Origin of the sequence: Streptomyces sp. B3I8 (assembly GCF_030816915.1) — a bacterium.
In the GTDB taxonomy this organism is placed as follows: domain Bacteria; phylum Actinomycetota; class Actinomycetes; order Streptomycetales; family Streptomycetaceae; genus Streptomyces.
On record NZ_JAUSYN010000002.1, the window covers coordinates 2,402,769 to 2,424,578 of the forward strand.

Sequence of the window (21,810 nt, forward strand, 5' to 3'; positions counted from 1 at the left end):
AGGAGAAGCCGCTATACGTACCGGTAGACGTCGCTCATGTCCTCCATGTCCGCCGGGGTCACGTCCCACGGCGGCAGCCGTTCGTCGCGAGCCACGATTCGTCCGTGCTGGGGGTCCTCGTGTCCCGGCTGCCGCGCGGGCAGGTAACGCGCCCCCCGATGCCGCTGCTGCCAGCGCGACCACTGCAGGTCGACGAAGGCGTGGTGCATCCAGAAGACGGGGTCGTTGACCGAGGCGCCGCCGAGCATGTGACCGCCGACCCAGCGGTGGACGCGGTTGTGAGTGAGCCAGGCCGCGCTGCCCGTCCCCCGGCCCCAGCCCTCCAGCTTGTTGCGGAACCCCTTCGCCGACGTCGAGTTCCAGGGCGCGACGTCGTACAGGGGCTCGGCGAGGGCCCGGTCCAGCTCCGCACGCGTGGGGAGGCCGATCGGGTCGCGGTGGCGGCCGAGGTCCCGCATCAGGTACTCGGCGTCCGTCACGCTCTCCTTGATCGTCCAGGCACCCCCGCCGTAGGCGAACGGGCCGGTGGTCACCCGGCCGTCGGAGCGGCGCCCGTTCCCGCCGAGCAGGTCGTCGGTCCAGGGCGCGGCGGACGCGTCACGTGTGCGGGTCCAGTCCCAGTACGGCACCGTCACCGACGCGTCGAGGCGTTGCAGAGCACGCTCCAGTTCCAGTACGAACCGCCGGTGCCAAGGCAGGAAGGACGGCGTCATGTGGGCTGTGCGCAGCCCGTCCTCGCCGTCGGCGACGTAGTGGTCGATGTGCGTGCGGACGAACTCGTCGTACTCACCGCGCCGTTTGAGCGCGAGCAGCGCCTCGACAAGGCGGCGCCGCTCCGTGCGGGACAGCGCGGTGACGTTCTTCCGTGTGTGGACCGCCATCCAGTTCTCCCTCTGCTCGGCACGCCACGGCGGTTCTCGGCACCGGGCGGCCGTGATGTGCCGTGCCGTGCGTCCTGTCTGTCACATGTCGTGGATCGAGCGGTGGTCCGCGGGTGTCCGGCCCGCGACGGCCCGCCCTCCGTCGTGCGCCCTACCGGCCTCGCGCAGGTGGCTGCCGGGGCTGAGCACATCGACGGCGGCACGGGCGGCGGCCAACGGGGTGGCGCGTGACTCGTAGTGGTCGACCATGCTGATCCAGGTGCCGTCCGCGCGGCGCATCAGGTGCAGCGGGCGGCCGTCCACGGTGATGTGCCACTGCCCGGCGTCGTCTCCGCCGCTCGTGGCGTCGCCCGCGCCGGCGCCGCTCCGGGCGGCCCGGCTCGGCGCGGCCCAGGTGCCCTCGATACGGCGGCCCCGGTACGTCTGTGTGAACCTCCGCCGCTGCCCGTCCGCTCCCGCCGGGTCGCCGGGCCGGCCCGTGGAGGAGCGGGGGTCGGTGGGGTCGTCGGCCGGAGCGCCCGGGGCGCCATCGTCGCCCCTGAGGGCGTCCGGTCCGGCGGCCAGGTCCCGCGTGCGTCGGCAACGGGACGCGGTGACGGCGGGCGCCACAGCCAGGGCGCCGACCGTCACGATCAGTGCCCGGATGGCTTCCCTGCGAGTTCTCTCGGCCAACACTTCCTCCTCGGCCTCGTTCGTGTGGGGAGAGTGGGTTGTGGGGGAGCGGTGGGGGAGCGGGTTGGAGGGACGATTGCGCGGCATCCATGACGATCCCGGCTTCCGGCGGCAGCAGCAGCGGGTCACCGAGCGTGCCGCGGGGCTCCTGGGGCGAGTGCACGCCCCCCGTTCTCCGCGTCCGGCCGGTTCGGCGATGGGCCGAGGCGCGACCCCGGCCTCGCCGTACGCGGGTCGGGGCGCTGATGCCTGGGTGGCCGAATCCGTCGCCGAGGTCGTGCGGCAGTGGGGCGCGCACGTTCCCGCCGAGCGGTCCCCGCGGCTAGGGTCTGGCCCGCTCCGGCGGCAGGTGCCGCTCGGCGGGCCGGGTGCCCTCGGGCGTGTCCGGGACGGGCACCACCGGGTCCCCAATGAGGCGGGGCGTCTCCAGACGTGGGGCGTCTCCCGCGCAGGACTTCTCGACGGTGGCCAGCGGCACCGGCACCGTGCGCGCCACGGCTACGGGCGTGGCGCAGACGGTGGCCGCCATGCGGGTGCCCGTGGCGGCGAGCGTTGCTCGGCTGGTCGGCCACATGTCGGGTGCGGTGCCTCTCGGCGGGGCATGGCGCTGCCTGCGTATCGGACAACGGCCGGGGGAGAGTGCCGGCACTGCTCTCCCTGCGGGTGACGCAGTAGTACGACCGAGAGTCCGCTCGGCAGCGGGAATCCGTCCCGGGGCCGGGCGGCACCGCCGTTCGTGTGGAAGGTGGCGGGGCCAGGTGGGCGCCGTCGCCTCCGGCGGTGGCGGCCGGGCGGGATCCGGGGCCGGGGCAGCCGGGGCCGGAGCGGGCACCGAGGTCTCCCCCACGCCGTTCACCGTGCTGAGCACGGAGCTCTCGTTCCCGGCGTCGAGGGTGTCCGGCCGGTGCCGCGGCGGGCACAGGTTCAGCAACCGCGTGCTGAGGACTTTCTCCACACCGCCGGCGAGGCAGGTGGATGTCCCGAAGCCGGCGCGGCGGCGCGGCGGCAAGCGCGGGGGCGGCCGCTCCTGCTGCGGTGAGGCACCCGGCAACGACGGCGACCGCCTTGAGCGACTTCAGCGTGTTCCTCCTTCTTCGGCGACGCACGCGTACGTCGCCGGGCGGCGTTGCGCACGGCCTAACGAGTTCCGAGGACCACGGATACGGGCGGTTCGCCTCGGTCGCCGGGCCGCGCCCCCGCAGTCACCGGACCGCGCCCCGCAGCCGAGCCGCGCCCCACGGCCTCCGCGCCGTACACGAACGGCGCCGTACACGAACGGCGCCGTACACGAACGGCACCGGCCATGGGCAGGGCCGGCGCCGTCACTCGGCGGCGCGCGAGCGTTCTCGCCCGCCTTTCGCTCCACTCGTCGGATCGACCTGTCGGAAGGACCGACCCGCCGGGCAGATCAACTCATCGGGAGGCTCGACTCGTCAGGTAGGTCAACTCGCCAGGAGGATCAGATCGCTCGGCAGCGACGGCGGCGCCGGGAGAGTGCCGGCCGCGATGTCGCTCGCCGACGAAATCAGGCCCGCCAGGTCGGGGTCGATCAGAGCGGGGCCGGTCAGAGCGGGGCCGGTCAGGGCGGGGCCGGTCAGGGCGGTGTCGGTCAGGCTGCCGTCGGTGAGCGTGGCGAGCAGCACGTCGACGAGGTTGTTCACCGCGCCGGAGACGGCCGGCACCACCTGGCCGACGTCACCGGAGGTGGACGCCTTCACCAACGCGTCGACCGCCTCCTGAAGGGCCGTCAGCGCGTCCTGCCTGGTGTCTTTCCCCCTGGCCCTGTCACCGTGCCCTCGCCCCTCCCCGCCGGCGGCGGCGGTCTTCGACAGCGGCGGGGCCGCAGGCGTTGCCGGCTTATGGGACACCCCAGGAGCCGCGGACGCGCCGGCGGAAGCGGAGGCGCCCGGCGACGCGGCCGCAGTTGGAGCCGCCGTCTTCGCGGGTTGCACCGGTTTCGCCGGATCGGCGGGCTTCGCCAGGCTCGCGGACCCGGCCGGTGAGGTGGGCCTCACCACGGGTTTCGCGGGCTGCGCGACCGTTGAAGCAGCCGCCGCGGCCTCCCGGATGGCGTCCTTGGCCGCCCGGCCGAGCTCGGCCGCCAGGCTCACGGGAAGCTGACCGTTGTCCGCCTTGAGAGCCGTGTCGAGCAGGTCGGTGACGGGGGTCAGCACACCGCCGGCGGTGGAGAGCGACCTGACCTGGGCGCGCAGCCCGTCCGCGCCGGGGACGGGCACCTGCGCCCGGCCGTGGGCGGAGGCGGACGTGCCGGACCCGGACGGGCCGGAGGCGGACCGGCCGTCGGCCGCCACGGCGGCGGGGCCGGCGGTCCCGAGCAGGAGCACGGCACAGAGTGCCGGGGCCGCGAGGTGCCGTGCGGGCAGAGCACGCATGGATGTTCCTTTCAGCGGGGCATGGAATCCTCTGCTCACCATGAAAGGATCGATGACTCACTGCAACCCTTGAGTCGCGGAGCGTGATATCGCGGACGCTCCACACACGGCGTCACCCCTGGTGGGAGCGCCCGCACCGGCCCCCCGGCCGCGCGCCGCCATTCGGGCCGGGCAGCGCAGCCCGAGGGGAGCGGCCTGACAGCGAGAACCAACCACCCCATGAACGGAGCGGCCGGACAGCGCGGACCGGCCGCCCCCGCCAGGGGAACGGCCGGTCCGTCGAGACGTCAGTCGTTCGAACGTCAGTGGTTGACGCAGGTGTTGCCGAACGCCGGGTTCAGCGCGCCGATGACGTTGATCGTGTTGCCGCAGACGTTGACCGGCACGTGGATCGGAGCCTGAATGGCGTTGCCCGACACAACACCCGGCGAGTGGGCGGCGACGGCCCCGGCGTCAGCGTCGGCAGCGGCAATGCCGGCGGTGCCCGCCACAGCCGCGGCGGCAACGGTGGTGAGGGCCAGGCCCTTCGCGATACGCGACATGGAGAAGTGCTCCTTGGGTTGTCACAACGGCCGGGCGGAATGCCCGACGCTGAACCAACGCGTGGCCGCCGCCCGGGTTGTGGCGCCGATGGGGTGAAACTCGGCGGTACGGCGATTGACCAGCTCGACACAGTTGCCGGTTTTATCCATTACATCCCCCTTGTGGCTACAGTGGCGAGCCGTCCGAGACCACCCACGAGCCGCGAAGGGTGCACCGACGGTCATGCGTTTTTCCTCCGGTCATTCCCTGGGCCGCGCGATCGCGTGCGCCTGCGCCCTCCTCTCCCTCTGGGCCCCCGCGGCCACCACAGCCACTGCGGCCCCGCCCGCCCCGTCGGCCGCGCAGGCCGCGCCGGCCCCGGCCTTCGTGCCGGAACAGTGGCGCGTTCCGTTCGCCGAGCGGTATCGCGCCCTGCGGCACGGCGGCATTGTCCGGGCGGCCGGTACCGCCGTGACCTGTTCCGGCGGGCCCGCCCACACCCCGGGCGGCGGCCGCGCCTGTCTCGACGCCCGCGCCGGCGGTGAGGGCGCCAACGGAGACTTCGACATGACGTACGTCGACGTCGACGACGATCCGAACACCTACAACTCCAGTCGCGCCGAACTCGGTCTGCCGCCGGGTGCGTACGTCCGTTACGCACGCCTGTACTGGGGCGGCAACCTGCGCGTCGGCGAGCAGAAGCCGCCCGCGGACAACGGGCGGGTGCTCGTCGCCGAGCCGGGCGGCCACTACAAGGAGCTGTCGGCGGACACCGTCGTCGGTCACCGGGCAACCGACGGCGCGGACGCCTACCAGGCCTCGGCGGACGTCACCGGGCTGGTCCGGTCGAGCGGCTCGGGCGCGTACACGGTGGCGCAGATCAATGTGGCCAAGGGCCGTTCGGCCGCCGGTTCCTGGGGCGGCTGGACGCTGGTGGTGGCGTACGAGAAGGCGTCGGAACCCCTGCGGCACCTGGCGTTGTGGGACGGGTTCGAGGCGCTCGCGCCGGGCACGCGCGCACTGGTGCGCATGCACCGGCTGCCGTTCGCGCCGGGTGCGCACGGCCTCGTGGGACTGGTCGCCTACAACGGCGACCGGGGGCGTACGGGCGACTCGTTGAGCGTGTCGGCGGGCGAGGGGGCGCGCACGGTACTGAGTGATTCCGCCAATCCGCCTACCGACGTATTGAACTCGACCATCGCGGGACCGGACGGATCGTCAGAGGAAATGACCGGATCGCCCGGACTTGCCGGGCCGTATCGGCCGACTTCTTCTCCGAGTGGCCCGGGCCCGCGCCGATCGGGCCCCGTGAACACCCTCGGATACGACTCCGACGTGCTCGATCTCGGCGACGCGACCCGGAACGGGGGTGACCGGTTGGACTTTCAGATCGTTTCACAACGCGACGCGGCCTGGGCCGGGGTGCTCTTCACCGCAGTCGATGCCCAGCAGTGACGCGCGCCGCCTGGCGCCGTCCGTGACCGAGGAACCGAGCATGCGCCAGCCAACGACCGGCCGTGGGCCACTCGTCCTGCACATCACCCAGCCGGTCGACGGCGGAGTGGCCCGCGTGGTGGGCGACCTGGTGCACGCCCAGCGGGCCGCCGGTCTCCGCGTGGCCGTGGCCTGCCCTGACGGCTCCCGGCTCGCCGGCACGTTGCGGGCACTCGGCGCGGAGGTGCACGACTGGCCGGCGACCCGCTCCCCGGGGCGTGCGCTGCCCGGAGAGGTACGGCGGCTCCGGCGCGTGCTCGCCGGGACGCGACCGGACCTGGTGCACGCCCACAGCGCGAAAGCCGGGCTCGTGGCCCGGCTCACCGTGCGGGGCCGGGTGCCGACCGTGTTCCAGCCGCACGCCTGGTCGTTCGAGGCGGTGGACGGTGCGCTGGCGGCGCTGTCGGTGCGCTGGGAACGCTGGGGCGCCCGCTGGGCCTCCCGCGTGGTGTGCGTCAGCGAGGCGGAGCGCGAGACCGGCGTACGCGCCGGAGTGCGCGCCGCGTGGAGTGTCGTGCCGAACGGGGTGGACACCGCACACCACCACCCCGCACCGCACGCTGACGCGCGCTCCGGACTCGCTCTCCTCTCCGACACCGGCTCCGACGGCCACGAGGGCCCGCTCGTCGTCTGCGTCGGGCGGTTGTGCCGGCAGAAGGGGCAGGATGTGCTGCTGCGCGCCTGGCCCGCGGTGGTCCGGCAGGTGCCACGGGCGCGGCTGGTGCTGGTCGGGGACGGCCCGGAGGAGGCCCGGCTGCGGGCAGCGGCACCCGCGTCGGTGCTGTTCGCCGGCGCCGTGGACGAGGTCGTGCCCTGGTACCGCGCGGCCGACCTGGTCGTCCTGCCCTCCCGCTGGGAGGGCATGGCGCTGGCGCCCCTGGAGGCGATGGCGTGCGGGCGGCCTGTCGTGCTGACCGAGGTGGCCGGCGCCCGGGAGTGCCTGCCGCCGGGTGAGGAGCCGGTACCCGTCGAGCGGCCGGGCCCGCTGGCCGACCGGATCGTCGCTCTGCTGCTCGATTCCCCGCTGCGTGCCCGCCTCGGTGCGGAGGCCCGCGACCACGTCGTGGCCACGCACGACGTGCGGCGGACGGCGGAGGCAGTCATGGAGGTCTACCGCGAACTGCTCGCCCCCGCGACGCCGTCCGGGCCGACGCCGGGGGCGGCGCCCGGACGCGCGGGGCTCACCGGGCAGCCGCGGAGCGCGGGAAACGCACGGCGCATGGCGGGCGTACGGGCCATGTGGGGTGCGACGGGCGCATGGAGCGCTTCTGCCGCCGCACCGCGCGCCTCCGTCCGCACCGCGCACCTCCCGAAAACCGTGCGTGCCAGACGCACCGACCACGTGCCGGGCGGCGGGTCCGTCCCGTGCGCCTCGTGCGCCGTGCGCGCCGAGCACACCACCGGCGCGGAAGCCACCGAGTGCAGGGAGTCCAGCCACACGTGACTGCGGAAAGCACCGTTCCCTCCCCCGGCGGACAGCCGCGGGAGTACGGACACTCGCCCGTCTCGGTCGTCCCTCCCCGTGAGGCCGTCGACGATCACCAGTTGCCCACCGGCCGCCGGCCCGTCGTGCACCGACCGTCGGCGGCGCTGCTGCTCGCCGTGGACGCCGGGGCGGCACTGCTCGCCGGCCTCGCGGTGGACGGGACCCGGGGCCACCCGCTGGTCGTGGGGGCGCTGCTGCTCGGCGTGCTCACGCTCAACGCGCGGGCGGGTCTGCACCGCCCGCCCGCCGTGCCCGTGCTCCTCGACGAACTGCCCGCGGTGTGCGGACGGATCGCGGTGAGCTGGTGCGCGCTCGCGGCGCTCACCGCGGCGTTCGCCCCGGCGTACGCGTTGTCCGCGCACGCTCTCGTCCTCGGCTGCGTCCTGCAAGCCGCGGTGAGCGGTGCGGGCCGCGGCACGGTGCACTGGCTGCGCCGCCGGACGCTGGCCCGCCGTCCCGGCGCGGCGCTGGTGGCCGGGGACGCCGCCACCGCCCAGCGGGTGGCCGCGGCCTTTCTGCGCCACCCGGGCTGCGGGCTGCGTCCCGTCGGCGTGGTCGCGCCGGCCCCGGCCCCGGGCGGCGACGGGCTCCCCGTACTGACCACGGCCGAAGAGGTGCGGCGGGCGTTCATCCAGAACGGCGTCCGCGCGGTCCTGCTCGTCGCGGGCGGGGGCCCCAGCACGCATCCCCACTCGGGCCCGAGCGCGCACACGGGCACGGGTACCGGTCCCGCCGACATCCCGCCCGGCCCCGAGCACCTGGTGCTCGCACGCGAACTGGTCGCGGCCGGCTGCGCCCTGTGGCAGGTCGACGCGACGCCACCGGCGTACGGCACGGAGCAGGCGCACTTCACGCCGTACGCCGTGCAGGCCCCGTACGCCGGCGCCTCCTCCGCCCTGAGCACCCCCACCGAGCGGCTCGCCGGCTTCGTCTGCCGACGGCTCGACAACGCCGGGCGGCCGGGCCCGCGCCTCGCCACCGGCGCGAAGCGGACGCTGGACGTCCTGGTCTCCGGCACCCTGCTGCTGCTCGTCTCCCCACTGCTGCTGGGCTGCGTCCTCGTGCTGCGGCTGTCCGACGGGCCCGGCGTGGTGTTCCGGCAGGAGCGGATCGGCAAGGACGGCCTGCCGTTCACCCTCCTGAAGTTCCGTACGCACCGGCCGGCCGACGCGCACGAGGCCGCGACCCGGTGGAGTGTCGCGAGCGAGCCGGAGATGAGCCGGTTCTGCCGGTTCCTGCGCCGCTCCTCGCTGGACGAGCTGCTGCAGCTGTGGAACGTCTTCCGGGGCGACATGAGCCTGGTCGGCCCGCGCCCCGAACGGCCGTACTTCGTCGACACCTTCAGCCAGGCGTACCCCGGTTACGCCGCCCGGCACCGGATGCCGGTCGGGATCACCGGGCTCGCCCAGGTCAGCGGGTTGCGCGGGGACACGTCCATCGAGGACCGGGCCCGCTTCGACAACGCCTACATCGACGACTGGTCGCTCTGGCAGGACGTCTGCATCCTCATGCGCACGGCCGCCGCGCTGATCCGTCCGACGGGGAGCTGACCGGTGAGCCACGTCGCCCCGCCGCTCCCCCACCCCGGGGGCCCCTCCGGTCGGCCCCTTCCCCCCGTCACTCACCTCCCGGCCGCCTCGACGTCGTTCGGCCGCCGGATCGCCGCCGTCGCACCGGTGCTGCCGGTGGTCGCGGTCGTCGCCCTGCTCGCGCTGCCCGTCGCCCCCGGCGGCGACGGCGGCGCGACCGCGGCCGACGCCGCCTCCGGCGCACTGGTGGTGTACTGCGCGCTCCGGCTCGTACGCGGGCGCCGGCGCCCGCTGTCGGTCACCGCCGCGGTGGTGCTGGGGCTGCCCGTCCTCGGTTTCGCCGCGGCCGCCCTCGGGGCTCCCTCGCCGGCCGAGGGCCTGGTCGGCTTCGGCCGCTATCTGCAGGTCTTCGTGCTGGTCCCGGCCGCGGTCGTCCTGCTGTTGCGGGACCGGACGGATCTGCGGCTGCTCGCCTGGTCGTTGGTGGGGCTCGCGTTGTGGCAGGGGGCGCTCGGTGTGCACCAGTACGCCACCGGGACCGGCGCCTCGTACCGGGGCGAGGACATCCGGGCCGTGGGGACCTTCGGGGCGACGGACGTCATGGGAATGGCGGCGGTGGTGTCGTTCGGGGTGGTGTGCGCGGTCGGGCTCGCGCTCGGCGCCGGGGGCGTGCGGCAACGCGCGGGCGCCCTGGTGTGCGCGCTGGCGCTGCTCGCTCCGCTCGCGCTGTCGTTCAGCCGGGGGGCGTGGATCGCGACGACCGTGGCCTGCGGTGCCCAGCTGCTGCTCGCCGGGGTACGGCGGGCGCTGCGGGTACTGGCGGTCGTGGTGGCGGCCGGTCTGGTGCTCGTGGGCGGGTTCGGTGTCGGCTCCGCGGTGTTGCGGGAACGGCTGAGCAGCATCGGGCAGGTCACGGACGCGCCGGACCAGTCCGTCACCGACCGGTACACGATGTGGTCGGCGGCGGTCGGCATGTGGAGCGATCACCCACTGACCGGTGTCGGCCTCAAGGGTTTCCCCGAACACCGCGACGGTTACGCCTCGTTGGCGCTCTCCTCGGGCAGCGACACGGAGGGGGCGGGCGCCGCCTTCCGCAAGCAGCCGCTGCTGTCACCGCACAACATGTACCTGCTGGTGCTGAGCGAGCAGGGGTCGCTCGGCGCGACGGCCCTCGTCGGCGGCTGGCTGGCACTGCTGGTGTGCGGGATGCGGGGGCTGATCCGGGTACGCCGGGGCACGTCCGGCGCGTACGGCACGCCCGGCGCACCCGATGGCGCGCGCGTCCGGGGCCTGACGCACGAGGGCGTTCCGCGCGGGCTCGACTGCGCACTCCTCGCGTGCGGACTGCTGATCTGGCAGCTCGTCGACTTCGCGTACGGCGACATCGGCGGGCCCTCCACCACGCTGACCGCCGTCTGTCTCGGTCTGGTGGCCCGCTGGGCGCTGGCCGACCCGGCCTGCGCGGCCGGCCCGCCCGTCCGGCCCCGTACGCACGCCCCGTCGTACTCGAAGGAGGCCGCGGCACGATGACGGTGACCCCACCCCACACCGACGCCGACGCCGCGGCCACCACTGCGGCGGGGACCGCCACCGGCGTTCCACCGGTCCCCGCGGCCCGTGCGGCCACCGACCCGGCACGCGCCGGTCTCGCCCCCGCCACCGGGCGGTTCCTCGCCAGGGCCGCCCTCGTCACCATCGGGTTGTCGGTCGCGGGAGCGGTGCTCGGACTCGGCCGCGACCAGGCGCTCGCCCGGCTGTTCGGCGCCGGGCCGGAGACGGACGCCTTCCTGGTGGCCTGGACGGTGCCGGAGTTCGCGGCGACGCTGCTGATCGAGGACGGGCTCGCGTTCGTCCTGGTACCGGCGTTCAGCCGCGCGCTGGCGCGCAGGGCCGAGGGCGGCGTGGAAGACCCGGTGCGCGCGCTGGTCCGCGCGACCCTGCCGCGCCTCCTCCCGGTGTTACTCGCCGTGTCCGCGCTGCTGATCGCCGGGGCGCCGTACCTGGTCGCGGCGCTCGCGCCCGGGTTGCCCGACCCGCGGCTCGCGGTGGACTGCACGCGGCTGACGGCCACGTGTGTACTGAGCTTCGGGCTGGCCGGGTACTGCAGCGCGGCGCTGCGCGCCCATCGGCGGTTCGTGGCACCGGCCGCGATCTACGTCGCCTACAACATCGCCATCATCGCGGCGATGTTCCTGCTCGGGAGCGACTGGGGCGTACGGTCGGCGGCGGCCGGGGTGGCGGCCGGCGGCCTCCTCATGGCGGCCGTCCAACTGCCGTCGCTGCGGCGTCGGCTGCGGGCCGGGAGCGCGGGGCCGACAGCCGGGGCGGCAGAGGCGGCAGGGGCGGCAGGGGCGGCAGGGGCGGCAGGGGCGGCAGGGGCAGCAGGAACGAACGGGACGGTCGGAACGAACGGGACGGTCGCACACACCGCGACCACCGCGCCGATCGAACCCACCGGAACAGCCGGGGCTCTCCCCGGCGCCACCGGACCGGCCGCGCCCCACGAAGCCCGCCCCGCGGCCGAAGCCGCCGGAGCCGGGGGGCCGTCGGCCGGGGTCGCCGGAACCGGCGCGTCCCCCGGCGCCGCGGCGCTTTCCCCGTCGGCCGGCTCCCTCCGGTCCTCCGTCGACCTCGCCACCATCTCCCCCGTGCTGATGTTCGCGCTGGCCCGGCAGTCGCAGGTGCTCGTCGAGCGGTTCCTCGGATCCTCGCTCCCGGCCGGGGCCATCTCGCACCTCAACTACGCCCAGAAGGTCGCGCAGATGCCGATGGTGATCGCGCTGATGCTCTGCACCGTCACCTTCCCGGTGGTGGCGCAGGCGCTCGCCGAGGGCGACACCGAGCGCGCGCGGGGGCGTGTGGAGCGGGATCTCGCGCTGGTGTCCTGCACGGTGCTGGTGGGCGCCGCGGCCGTGGTCGCGTGCGCCCCGCAGATCGTCGAACTCCTTTTCCAGCGCGGCGCGTTCACCGCGAAGGACACCGAGGCCACCGCCGCCGTGATGCGGGTGTACGCGCTCGGACTGCTCGGCCACACGCTGGTCGGCGCGCTGGCCCGCTCGTACTTCTCCGGCGGCCGGCCCACCTGGTACCCGATGTCCGCGATGGCCGCGGGCGTCGCCGTCACCTCCTGTCTCGGCGTGCTCACGGTCGGCACGTGGGGGGTGTGCGGGATCGCCGCCGCCAACGCGGCCGGTGTCACGCTCAGCGCCGCCGCCCTGCTGTACGGGACGGGCGCGCGCAGCGTGCCGGTCCGGATCCGCGCGGTGCTCACCGAGATCGGCAGGCCGGTGCGGGCGGCGGCGGCGGCCGCCGCGCTGGGCACGTTCTGCGCGAGCCGCCCGGACTCCCCCGTGCTGGGCCTCGCCGTCGGCCTGGTGGTCGTGGCCGTCGTGTTCTTCCTCGTCGCCTGGGCGCTCGGTGCCCAGGCGGTCGCCCCCGCCGTCCGCTCCGTCACCCGCGCCGTCTCCCGGAGGCTCACCCATGTCCGTTCCCGCTGACGCAATGCGTTCCCTCGGGTCCGCCGCGCCGGGCCCCAGCACCGTGCCCGCCGTACCCGTCTCCCCCAGAGCCCCCGCCTCCCGTGCGGCCATGCCCGCCGTGCCGTGGATCGCGATGTACCACTCGGTGGGCGACGCTTCCGACGACCCCTACCGCGTCACCGTCTCCCCCGCGCGGCTCGACCAGCAGCTCGGCGCGCTGCGCCGCCGGGGCCTGCGCGGGGTGGGCGTGACGGAACTGCTGGCCGCCCGCGCGCGCGGCGCGGGCGCGGGGCTCGTGGGCCTCACCTTCGACGACGGCTACGCCGACTTCGTCTCCGCCGCGCTGCCGCTGCTGCGTCGGCACGGCTTCGGCGCCACCCTCTACGTCCTCCCCGGCCGGCTCGGCGGCGACAACGCCTGGGACCCGCTGGGCCCGCGCAAGCCGCTCCTCGACGCGGACGGCATCCGGGAGGCCGCCGCGGCCGACGGCATCGAGATCGGCTCGCACGGGCTCACCCACCTCGACCTCACCCGGGTCGACGACGAGACGCTGCGCGCCGAGGTCGCCGACAGCCGGGCCGCGCTCTTCGAGCTGGTCGGCGCGCATGTGCCGGGCTTCTGCTACCCGTACGGGACCGTGGACCGCCGGGTCGTCGAGGCGGTACGGAACGCGGGATACGTGTACGGGTGCGCCATCGACCCCGGCCCGCTGACCGGGCCGTTCGCGCTGCCCCGGCTGCATCTCGGCGAGCGCGACACGCCGCTGCGGCTGGCGCTCAAGCGGCGGCTGCACCGGTGGCGCCGCCGCTCCGTCGAGGGGGTGTGACCGCGGTGCGGGTCCTGCACGTCATCACCGGTCTCGGGATCGGTGGCGCCGAGCAGCAGCTGCGGTTGCTGCTCCGTCACCTGCCGGTGACCTGCGACGTCGTCACGCTCACCAACCCGGGTCCGGTCGCCGCCGGTCTGGCTGCCGACGGGGTCCGCGTGCACCACCTCGGGATGACCGGCAACCGCGACCTGTCCGCGCTGCCGCGCCTGGTCCGGCTCGTCCGGCGCGGCGGCTACGACCTCGTCCACACCCACCTGTACCGGGCCTGCCTCTACGGGCGGATCGCGGCGCGGCTGGCCGGCGTCCGGGCGGTCGTCGCCACCGAACACTCGCTCGGCGGCTCGCAGATGGAGGGGCGCGCGCTGGGCCCCGGCGTGCGCGCGCTGTATCTGGCGGGCGAGCGGCTGGGCCGGACCACGGTCGCCGTCTCCCCCACCGTCGCAGACCGGCTGACGCGGTGGGGGGTGCCGGCGCCGCGCATCGAGGTCGTGCCCAACGGCATCGACGCCGGCCTGTTCCGCTTCGACGCGGAGCGGCGTGCGCGCACCCGGCGGGAGCTGGGGCTGCCTGCCGGGGCGTACGTCGTCGGCGGCGTCGGGCGGCTGGCGCCGGGCAAGCGGTTCGACGTTCTCGTCGACGCGCTCGCGCTGCTGCCGGGTGACGTACGGCTGCTGCTGGTCGGCGCCGGGCCCGAGGAGGGCGCGCTGCGCGGTGCCGCGCGCCGGGCCGGGGTCGCGGAGCGGGTGCTGTTCGCCGGGGAGCGGCCCGCCCTGCCCGACGGCACGCCCGGACCCGACCTGCCGTCGCTGCTCGCCGCGATGGACCTGTTCGCCTCGCCGTCGCCCGAGGAGGCGTTCGGCCTCGCGGCGGTCGAGGCGCTCGCGGCCGGACTGCCCGTGCGGTACGTGTCCTGCCCGGCGGTCGAGGATCTGCCGCCGGGCGCGACGGGAGGCGCGGAGCGCGTCGAGTGCGCCCCCGAGTCCTTCGCCCGCGCCGTCACCGATGTCCGCGCCCGGGGTGCGCTCCCGCGCGATGCCGCGGACGCCGCCCATCACTACTGCGTCACGCGCAGCGCCGCCCGACTGATGGGCGTGTACGCGGCCGCCGTCGCCCGTCCCACACCAGCAGGAGCGAGTTCCCGATGACCGAGAATCCCACCCGAAGGCGCCGCTTCGCCGGCGCGCTGTCGACCCGCGTCAGGGCGCTCCCGCCGTGGACGACGGTCGCGGCCGGCGTCCTGTGCGGCGGGCTCGCCGGCGGGGCGTACGGGGAGCTGCGGGCCCCGGAGTACACCGCCTCCAGTTATGTCGTCGCCGTACCGACCGCGAAGTCGGACCCGGCCTCGGCGACCGGGTTCGCACAGGCGTACGGGCGGGTCGCCACGCAGCTCGCGGTGCTCGGGGACGCGCAGGTGTGGGCGGGAGTGCCGGTGTCGACGCTGCGGAACAGCGTGCGGGCCGCGACCTCGCCGGACGCACCGATGATCTCGGTCACGGCGACGTCCGCACGGCCCGACCTGGCCGCGGACATCGCCAACGCGGTGGCGCGCTCGCTGACCCGGCATGCCAACGACACGCAGTCCAGTACGCACGTGAAGCTCCTGAATTTCTCGCGCGCGGTCGAACCGGCCTCGCCCTCCTCGCCCTCCGCGCCGCTCACCGGGCTGGTCGGGGCGGGCGCGGGTGGCCTCCTCGGCGGCCTCGCTCTGCTGGTAAGGCCCCGGCGTGCCCCCGAGGACCCGCCCCGCCCGGCCTCCGTGCCCAGCCCGGCCCAGGCCGCCGACGTCCACGGCCAGCTGTGAGCCACGAGGTCCGCGCGGGAGGGACGCGGCAGTTCCCGGCCTCGGCCCCCGCGCCCGACAGCCCGACCGCCGCGCCCCCGACCGCGTCGCGGGACACGGAGCCGGGGGCTGGAACGGCCGCGCCGCAGGGCGCGGGCACGGAAGGACCGCGGGCCGCGGATGCCGCCGCGGTCCGTCGCGCGGCACAGGTCGTGGGGACCTCGTCCGCCGCCGCCCGCCCCCGAGCCGCCCCGGCCGACGCACGCCGCGGCGCCGGAACACCTGCCGCGGCCCCGAGGCGGGCCGGCGGGGGCGGGCTCGTCGTCGAGGTCGTCGACGACGAGCGGGAGTTCGCGGCGCTCGCGCCGGCCTGGGGGCGCCTGCACCGACGGTGTGGTGCGGCCACGCCGTTCCAGAGTCACGCCTGGTCGCACTCCTGGTGGCTGTCGTACGGCCGGCGCGGCCGACTGCGTCTCGTACTGGTGCGCGACGGCGCCGAGTTGCGCGCGGTCGCCCCGTTGACGCGGGTGCGCACATCGGTGCCCGCCCTCGTGCCGCTCGGCGGCGCGATCTCGGACTACGCCGACGTACTGCTCGACGACGAGTACGCCGAACCCGCCGCCGCCGCGCTCGCCGAGGGCCTGGCCGCCGCCTCCCGCACCGCGGTGATCGACTTCCGCGAGGTGCGGCCCGGCGGCGCCATCGAACAGGTATACGACCTCTGGCGCGGGCCCCGCCGACGCCTGGAGGACTCGCTCTGCCTCGAACTGCCCGCCGCCCCCATGGCGGAACTGATCGCCCGCCTCCCCTCCGGCAAGGCGCAACGGGTGCGCGCCAAGCTCCGCAAACTGGACGCACTCGGTGTGGAGCGCACGGTCGTGCCGCCGGACGAGGTCGAAGCGGCGCTGCACCGGCTGCTGGAGCTGCACCGCTTGCAGTGGCGCGGCCGCAAGGTGACCTCGGAGCACCTCACGGACCGGTTCGCCGTGCATCTGGTGCGGGCGGTCGGGCCGATGGTGCGCTCCGGCGACGCGGTGGTGACCGAGTTCCGCCTCGACGGCTCCGTGGCCGCCGTCGACCTCACCCTGCTCTCCCCGAGCCTGGCCGGCGGCTATCTGTACGGCGCCCACCCGCGGCTGCGCGAGCGCAAGGCGGACGTCGCGGTGATGCTGCTTGACGCGTGCAGCGGCAACACCGGTCCACAGCACGGACGTACGACGCTGAGTCTGCTGCGCGGCGACGAACCGTACAAGCACCACTGGCGCCCCACCCCGGTCGCCAACCAGCGGCTGCTGCTGGCCCGCCGGCACACCGCGCCGCTGATCGGTGCGGTCCTGTGCGACGTCGCGGCGCGCCGCCACGGGAAGGAACTGCTGCGGCGCCGACGCGAGCGCGGAGGCGGCAGTGGCTGACCGCACCCTCCGTGCCCCCGCGGACTCCCACCGTTCAGCGGACGCGCGACCACCAGTCGAACCGCACGCAGAGCCTGCCGCCGAGCCAGTACTCCACCCAGTCCCCCAGCCTGATCGGCGTACAGCCCGCCGGCTGAGCCGGGAACGCCGGCGCCGGCGCCGGCGCCGGCGTGAGAGTGGGCACGGGCATGGGCATCGGGCTGATGTGTGGCAGGTGCGAGAGCAGCGTGCGGTAGACCTCGGACGCCTTCGGGTTCTCGTCGCAGCTCCACACGCCGTGGGGGCAGTAGTCGGTGAGCGTGTTGTACACCGGCCGGTGCTGGGCCATCCAGTCCAGCATTCCCCGCATGTACGCCGGATTGTCGCCGTTGCGGAAGAGCCCCCACTCCGGATACGACACCGGCTTGTGGTGCGCCTTCGCGAAATCGACCTGCGCCTGCAGTCCGTAGGGCTCCTTCACCTGCTCCTCGAATGACAGGCCGCGCGGCTGGTCGTACGCGTCCATGCCGATGATGTCGACCGTGTCGTCCCCCGGATAGCACAGCGTCCAGGGAACGGCGTCGCGGCCCCGGCTCGGCGCGAAGTCGAACCGGAATCTCTGCCCCGGCACCGCGCGCATGGTCGACACGACTCTTTTCCAGTACTTCTTCCAGTTCTCCGGGTCGGGCCCGCAGCGATGGGTGTACGTAGTGCCGTTCATTTCCCAGCCGAGCACGATCACGGTGTCCGGCACCTTCAGCGCGACCAGGCGTTCGGCGAGCGCCGTGAAGTGCCGGTCGAATTCGCCGGCCGCGCCCCGGCGCAGCAGCGCGCGCACCTCGTCGTCGGGGACGTGCGCCTCGTTGCGCTCCATCATCGGCACGTTGAGGACGAGCGTCCGGTCGTCCCGCTGCCGCCGCCAGCGCGCCCAGACGTCGAGGAAGCCTTCCGGGCCCTCGATGTTGCTCCACCGGTCGCCGGGCAGGTACGTGTGACCGACGCTCGGTTCGGTGCCGCCGAGCCACTTCCCGAGTTCCGCCATGCGGGACACGCCGCGGGCGTCGAAGTCGAGGTAGGCGCCGAAGGCGGGCCATCGTGCGGCCGGTCCGGCGGGCGAGCCCTCGGCGGCCGCGGGGAGCGGGGCGCCGGGCGAGGGGCTTGCCGGCGGCCGCGGTGCCGGGGCCGCAGCGGGTGCGGGCAGGGGGGCGGGGGGCGTGGCGGACGCGGCCGGTGGGGCGACGGCGGGCGCCGGGGGTGGCGGGTCCGCGGCGCCCATGGCATGGCAGGGCACCGCGGCGAGGGTGGCCGACGCGACCATCGCCGCGGCGAGGACCACCGGCCGTCGGGGTCGTTTCCGCGTTACGTCCGTGCGAGCTCGTCCTTGCCCTTGTACTCCCATGCACGCTCCCGTTCGCGATGCGCCGTCGCCGACCCGGCCCGAGCATCGTCCGGGCCCTGCCGGTATCCATTCGGCGGATTTCCGATACTGACATTCCGTCATATGAATGCCCGTCACGCCAACGGTGGTTGCGGCTTTCGGGTGGTGTTGTCGCTCGCACGGGTGAACCGGTTCGGAAGAGGCCGGCGCGACACGTTGAGAGAACCATCGGGGAATTCCACCGAGACCGAAGCCGAAGCAGAGATCAAATCCGAAACCAAGACCAAAACCAAGACCAAAATCGAAACCAAAACCGAAGCCGAAGCAGAAGCCGGATCCGATGCCAATGCCGAAGCCAATGCCGATGCCGCCACGCCGACGGAGTTGAAGGAGAGCCACCGTGCCGCTGCTCGACCCCCTTGTCCCCGCCGTTCTGCTGCGGATCGACCGGAACCCCTTCCACCACGGAACGCTGGGCGCGGTGCGCTCGCTCGGCCGGGCGGGTGTGGAGGTGCACCTGGTCGCCGACTGCGCCGCCAGCCCCGTACGCGACTCACGGTTCATCCGCCGGCTGCATCCCCCGCCGGCACCCGATGCCCGCCCCGCCGACATCGCCGCCGTACTGCACCGGGTCGCCGGGCAGCTCGGCCGCCCTGCCGTGCTCGTCGCGATGGACGACGCGGGCGCGGTGGCGGTGAGCCGCCTGCGGGAGCAGCTCTCGTCCGCGTTCCTGCTTCCCCCGCAGCCCGGCGTGCTCGCCGAACGTGTCGCGGACAAGGCCGAGTTGGCCGCCACCTGCGCGCGAGTGGGCGTGCCGCACCCGGTCACGCTCGTGCCGGACAGCCCTGCGGAAGCGGCCGCCGGGGTCCGCCGGCTGGGGCTCCCGATGGTGGCCAAGTGGAGCCGGCCCTGGTTGCTGCCCACCGGGCGCGGACTGCGCAGCACGGTGCTGCTGCGCTCGACGCGGGAAGCGCGGGAGCTGTACGCACGCTCGGCGGAGGCGGGCAGCCGACTGCTGCTCCAGGCGTTCCTGCCGCCGGGGCCTGATTGTGACTGGTTCTTCCACGGCTACGCGGACCGGAACGGCTTTCTGCGTGCGGGCGGCCCGGGCCGCAAACACCGGTCGTGGCCGCGCGGCGCCGGGCTGACCGCGGTGGGCGAGTGGGCGGACAACCCGCGGGTGACGGCGTCGGCCGAGCGGTTGGTGGAGGCGCTGGGCTACCGCGGCATCCTCGACCTGGACTTCCGCCGTGACGCCGGCACGGGCGGCTACCACCTGCTCGACTTCAACCCCCGCCCGGGGGCGCAGTTCCGGCTGTTCACGGAGGCCTCCGGGCTGGACGTCGTCCGCGCGCTGCACCTGGACCTGACGGGCCGTGGGCTGCCCGCGCCGACGCCCCGGCCGGGGCGGGGCTTCGTCGTGGAGAACTACGCCCCACTGGCCGCCCTGCGCCGCCGGCCGCAGGGCAGGGAGCTCGCCTGGCACGCCCCGGACGACCCGGCGCCGGGTCTCGTGATGTGGGCGCTGTGGTCCCGCCATGTGGCAGGGCGCGTGGCGGAGCGCGTCGTGCGTCGCGCGGTGGACCGCGCCCGCGCCGCCGCCCGTCCCGGCCGGGCCGCCGCCGGGACGGCGGGGCAGGGGGCTCACGGCCCCGCGGCCTCCGTTGCCGCGGGCCGCTCCAGCGAGTCGGCCCCACCCGCGGAGCCGGTGTCCACACCGCGGCCCGCCGGACGGCCCGGGCCCCTACCGGCCGGGCTCGCCGACCCCGCACGGACCGCACCGACGCAGGCGGACCCCGCCGGTGCCGCGTGCCTCGTACGGCAGGGCGGCGCCACACCATCGACCTCCCCGACCTCCCCGATCGACGACGAGAAAGCGAGCAGTCACTGATGTACGACCTACTGGTGGTGGGCTCCGGCCCCTATGGCCTGTCCATCGCGGCCCACGCCGCGGCCGCCGGGCTGTCCCTGCGTGTGCAGGGCCGCCCGATGGCGTCCTGGCGGGACCACATGCCGACCGGGATGTTCCTGAAGTCGGAGCCGTGGGCCTCCAACCTCTCCGATCCCTCGGGGCGTTGGCGGCTGGACCGGTACTGCGCGGGACAGGGCGTCGGCGCACGGCACGGGGAACCGATCCCGGTCGAGACGTTCGCCTCCTACGGCCTGTGGTTCGCCCGCCACGCCCTGCCCGACGACGTCGACGTGCGCACGGTGACACTGCTGCGTCCCCGGCCCGGTGGCTTCGAGGCGGTGCTGGAGGACGGGGAGGTACTGCACGCCCGGACGGTCGCCCTGGCCGTGGGCGTCCTGCCGTTCGTACGGTTCCCCGAGGCGCTGCACGGGCTGGACCCCGAGTACGTCACGCACAGCAGCCACCACGCCGAACTGAGCCGGTTCCTGGACCGGGACGTCACGGTGGTGGGAGGCGGGCAGGCGGCCCTGGAGACGGCGGCGCTCCTCGCCGAGCAGGGCACCCGGGTCCGGGTGCTGGCCCGCGCGGACCGGCTGTGCTGGAACGACGTGCCGCCGCCGCTGGAGCGGTCGTGGTGGCGTTCGGCGCGCTCACCGCACAGCGGGCTGGGCCCCGGCTGGCGCAACTGGTTCTACGCCGAGCGACCGGGCCTCTACCGGCGGCTGCCCGGGACGTTGCGCTCCCGCGTGGCCGCGAACGCGCTGGGGCCGGCGGGTGCGTGGTGGGTGCGCGACCGGGTGGAGGGCGCGGTGGAACTGCGCCTCGGGCAGGAGATCGTCCGGGCCAGGGAGGTGGCCGGCGCAGTCCATCTGGACACGGTGACCGGGTCCGGCGTGCCGGGCGTCCTGCGCACCGAACACGTCGTCGCCGCCACGGGTTTCACCGCGACGGCGGGGCGTCTGGACATGCTGGACGAAGAGGTACGGGCCCGGCTGGCGCCCGGTGCGCACGAGGCGCCGACCGTCGGTCCGCTGTTCGAGTCGACGGTCCCGGGGCTGTTCCTGGCCGGGCTGATGACGGCGCCCGCCTTCGGGCCCGCCATGCGGTTCGTACAGGGTGCCGACTTCACCGCGCGCACGCTGGTGAGGGGCGTACGGGGCCGACTGAGCGGGTCCGCCGGACAGGTGCGGGTGCCGCGCGGGCGCGGCAGGGCCGGGGCTGAGGCCCAGGTGCCCGCCCCCGCGCATCCGGTGTCCGCACACACCGCGCCCCCGGCGCCGACGGGCGGCTCGGGGGCGGGTGGATAGGGCTTGCCTCGCGAGTCCCGCCCGGCGGGCGGGACTCGTACGCCAGGTCCTGGCGGGGGCGCGAGCGGCGTACCGCGAACCCCCGCCGGGCACGGTCAGCGCTGCGCCGTCGCCCTGCCACGGCGGTACAGGACCATGCCGCCGGTCAGCAGACCGGCGCTCGCCAGCGAGGCGGCCACCAGCCCTCGACCGCCTGTCTCGGCCAGCGCCGGCGGCTGTGCGTACGACTGCTCGGTGTGCGTCGCCACCGAGGGCGTGTGAGGTGCGGGCAAGGTGTGGTGCTCCGGCGGCTCCTCCTCGGGGGCGTGCTTCTTCGGCGGCTCGGAGGCCTCCCCGTACCCGTCGTTCTCGCACCGGTTGCCGTCCGTCGGGTTCAGCGCGCCCACCACGTCCACGGAGTTGCCGCACACGTTGACCGGAACGTCCACCGGCGCCTGCACCACATTGCCCGCGGCGACGCCGGGCGAATTCGCCGCCGTGCCGTCGGCGTTCGAGTCGGCGATGGCGGGAGCGGCGCAGAGGGAGAAGATGCCCGTCGCGGCCGCCGCCGCGATCATTCCTCTGTTCAGTGTCTGTCGCAATTCAGCTTGTCTTCCTACTGGTGGAGGTGGGAAAGGCCGGCCGTGAAGCCGCACGGGACAGTCCGAGACCAGCCGGTGGCAGCCGTGCGGCTGCCACACCGTCGGCTCAGTCGTCGCAGCAGACGTTGCCGACCGCGGGGTCAGCGCGCCGCCGACGGCGGCAGCGCTCTTCTCGT

The 21,810-nt window shown here is 75.0% G+C and carries 18 protein-coding genes; 11 read left to right on the plus strand and 7 right to left on the minus strand.

Annotation, left to right across the window (positions count from 1 at the left end; translation table 11 throughout):
• Positions 1-11: 11 nt before the first annotated feature.
• The 5 genes from QFZ64_RS12700 to QFZ64_RS12720 all read right to left on the minus strand — a co-directional run bounded on the left by QFZ64_RS12700 (position 12) and on the right by QFZ64_RS12720 (position 4,488).
• A complete protein-coding gene (locus QFZ64_RS12700; RefSeq protein ID WP_307065167.1) occupies positions 12-881 on the minus strand; it encodes a tyrosinase family protein in 870 nt (289 codons plus the stop codon).
• 81 nt (positions 882-962) lie between these two features.
• Positions 963-1,553 (minus strand): tyrosinase family oxidase copper chaperone, encoded by a 591-nt coding sequence (locus tag QFZ64_RS12705; RefSeq protein WP_307065169.1) that lies wholly within the window; start codon positions 1,551-1,553, stop codon positions 963-965.
• Positions 1,554-1,875: 322 nt separating this feature from the next.
• On the minus strand, positions 1,876-2,127 hold the full coding sequence (locus QFZ64_RS12710) for a hypothetical protein (protein WP_307065171.1): 252 nt from the start codon (positions 2,125-2,127) through the stop codon (positions 1,876-1,878).
• 868 nt (positions 2,128-2,995) lie between these two features.
• On the minus strand, positions 2,996-3,946 hold the full coding sequence (locus QFZ64_RS12715) for a hypothetical protein (RefSeq protein WP_307065172.1): 951 nt from the start codon (positions 3,944-3,946) through the stop codon (positions 2,996-2,998).
• A 302-nt stretch (positions 3,947-4,248) separates the two neighbouring features.
• Positions 4,249-4,488 (minus strand): chaplin, encoded by a 240-nt coding sequence (locus QFZ64_RS12720; RefSeq protein WP_307065174.1) that lies wholly within the window; start codon positions 4,486-4,488, stop codon positions 4,249-4,251.
• 223 nt (positions 4,489-4,711) lie between these two features.
• On the opposite strand from QFZ64_RS12720, the gene QFZ64_RS12725 reads away from it, so the two are divergent.
• From QFZ64_RS12725 to QFZ64_RS12765, 9 genes are all read left to right on the plus strand, one after another.
• The gene (locus tag QFZ64_RS12725) at positions 4,712-5,923 is read left to right on the plus strand and encodes a DUF3344 domain-containing protein (RefSeq protein WP_307065176.1); all 1,212 of its coding nucleotides are present in this window, start codon (positions 4,712-4,714) and stop codon (positions 5,921-5,923) included.
• 40 nt (positions 5,924-5,963) lie between these two features.
• A complete protein-coding gene (locus tag QFZ64_RS12730) occupies positions 5,964-7,406 on the plus strand; it encodes a glycosyltransferase (protein ID WP_307065178.1) in 1,443 nt (480 codons plus the stop codon).
• Positions 7,403-8,998 (plus strand): sugar transferase, encoded by a 1,596-nt coding sequence (locus QFZ64_RS12735; protein WP_307065180.1) that lies wholly within the window; start codon positions 7,403-7,405, stop codon positions 8,996-8,998. Before QFZ64_RS12730 ends, QFZ64_RS12735 begins: the two co-directional genes overlap by 4 nt.
• 3 nt (positions 8,999-9,001) lie before the next feature.
• Positions 9,002-10,507, plus strand: coding sequence for an O-antigen ligase family protein (locus QFZ64_RS12740; protein ID WP_373430596.1), 1,506 nt, complete (start codon positions 9,002-9,004; stop codon positions 10,505-10,507).
• Complete coding sequence (locus QFZ64_RS12745) at positions 10,504-12,474, plus strand: lipid II flippase MurJ (protein WP_307065182.1); 1,971 nt, start codon at positions 10,504-10,506, stop codon at positions 12,472-12,474. The genes QFZ64_RS12740 and QFZ64_RS12745 overlap by 4 nt, the downstream gene beginning before the upstream one ends.
• A 91-nt stretch (positions 12,475-12,565) precedes the next feature.
• Entirely contained in the window at positions 12,566-13,282 is a 717-nt protein-coding gene (locus QFZ64_RS12750; protein ID WP_307065184.1) for a polysaccharide deacetylase family protein, read from the plus strand.
• Between the two features lie 5 nt (positions 13,283-13,287).
• Positions 13,288-14,430 (plus strand): glycosyltransferase, encoded by a 1,143-nt coding sequence (locus QFZ64_RS12755; RefSeq protein WP_307071671.1) that lies wholly within the window; start codon positions 13,288-13,290, stop codon positions 14,428-14,430.
• The gene (locus QFZ64_RS12760; RefSeq protein ID WP_307065186.1) at positions 14,427-15,086 is read left to right on the plus strand and encodes a lipopolysaccharide biosynthesis protein; all 660 of its coding nucleotides are present in this window, start codon (positions 14,427-14,429) and stop codon (positions 15,084-15,086) included. The genes QFZ64_RS12755 and QFZ64_RS12760 overlap by 4 nt, the downstream gene beginning before the upstream one ends.
• Before the next feature lie 359 nt (positions 15,087-15,445).
• Entirely contained in the window at positions 15,446-16,477 is a 1,032-nt protein-coding gene (locus QFZ64_RS12765) for a GNAT family N-acetyltransferase (RefSeq protein WP_307071672.1), read from the plus strand.
• Positions 16,478-16,511: 34 nt separating this feature from the next.
• On the opposite strand, the gene QFZ64_RS12770 is transcribed toward QFZ64_RS12765, so the two are convergent.
• On the minus strand, positions 16,512-17,774 hold the full coding sequence (locus tag QFZ64_RS12770) for a glycoside hydrolase family 26 protein (protein ID WP_307071673.1): 1,263 nt from the start codon (positions 17,772-17,774) through the stop codon (positions 16,512-16,514).
• A gap of 460 nt (positions 17,775-18,234) precedes the next feature.
• Between QFZ64_RS12770 and QFZ64_RS12775 the strand changes: the two genes are divergently transcribed.
• The gene (locus tag QFZ64_RS12775) at positions 18,235-19,725 is read left to right on the plus strand and encodes an ATP-grasp domain-containing protein (protein WP_307065187.1); all 1,491 of its coding nucleotides are present in this window, start codon (positions 18,235-18,237) and stop codon (positions 19,723-19,725) included.
• Positions 19,725-21,053, plus strand: a complete 1,329-nt coding sequence (locus QFZ64_RS12780) for an NAD(P)-binding domain-containing protein (RefSeq protein WP_307065188.1) — start codon at positions 19,725-19,727, stop codon at positions 21,051-21,053. The genes QFZ64_RS12775 and QFZ64_RS12780 overlap by 1 nt, the downstream gene beginning before the upstream one ends.
• 95 nt (positions 21,054-21,148) lie before the next feature.
• Here the strand turns inward: QFZ64_RS12780 and QFZ64_RS12785 are convergent, their stop codons facing one another.
• Positions 21,149-21,634, minus strand: a complete 486-nt coding sequence (locus QFZ64_RS12785) for a chaplin (RefSeq protein WP_307065190.1) — start codon at positions 21,632-21,634, stop codon at positions 21,149-21,151.
• Positions 21,635-21,810 lie beyond the last annotated feature (176 nt).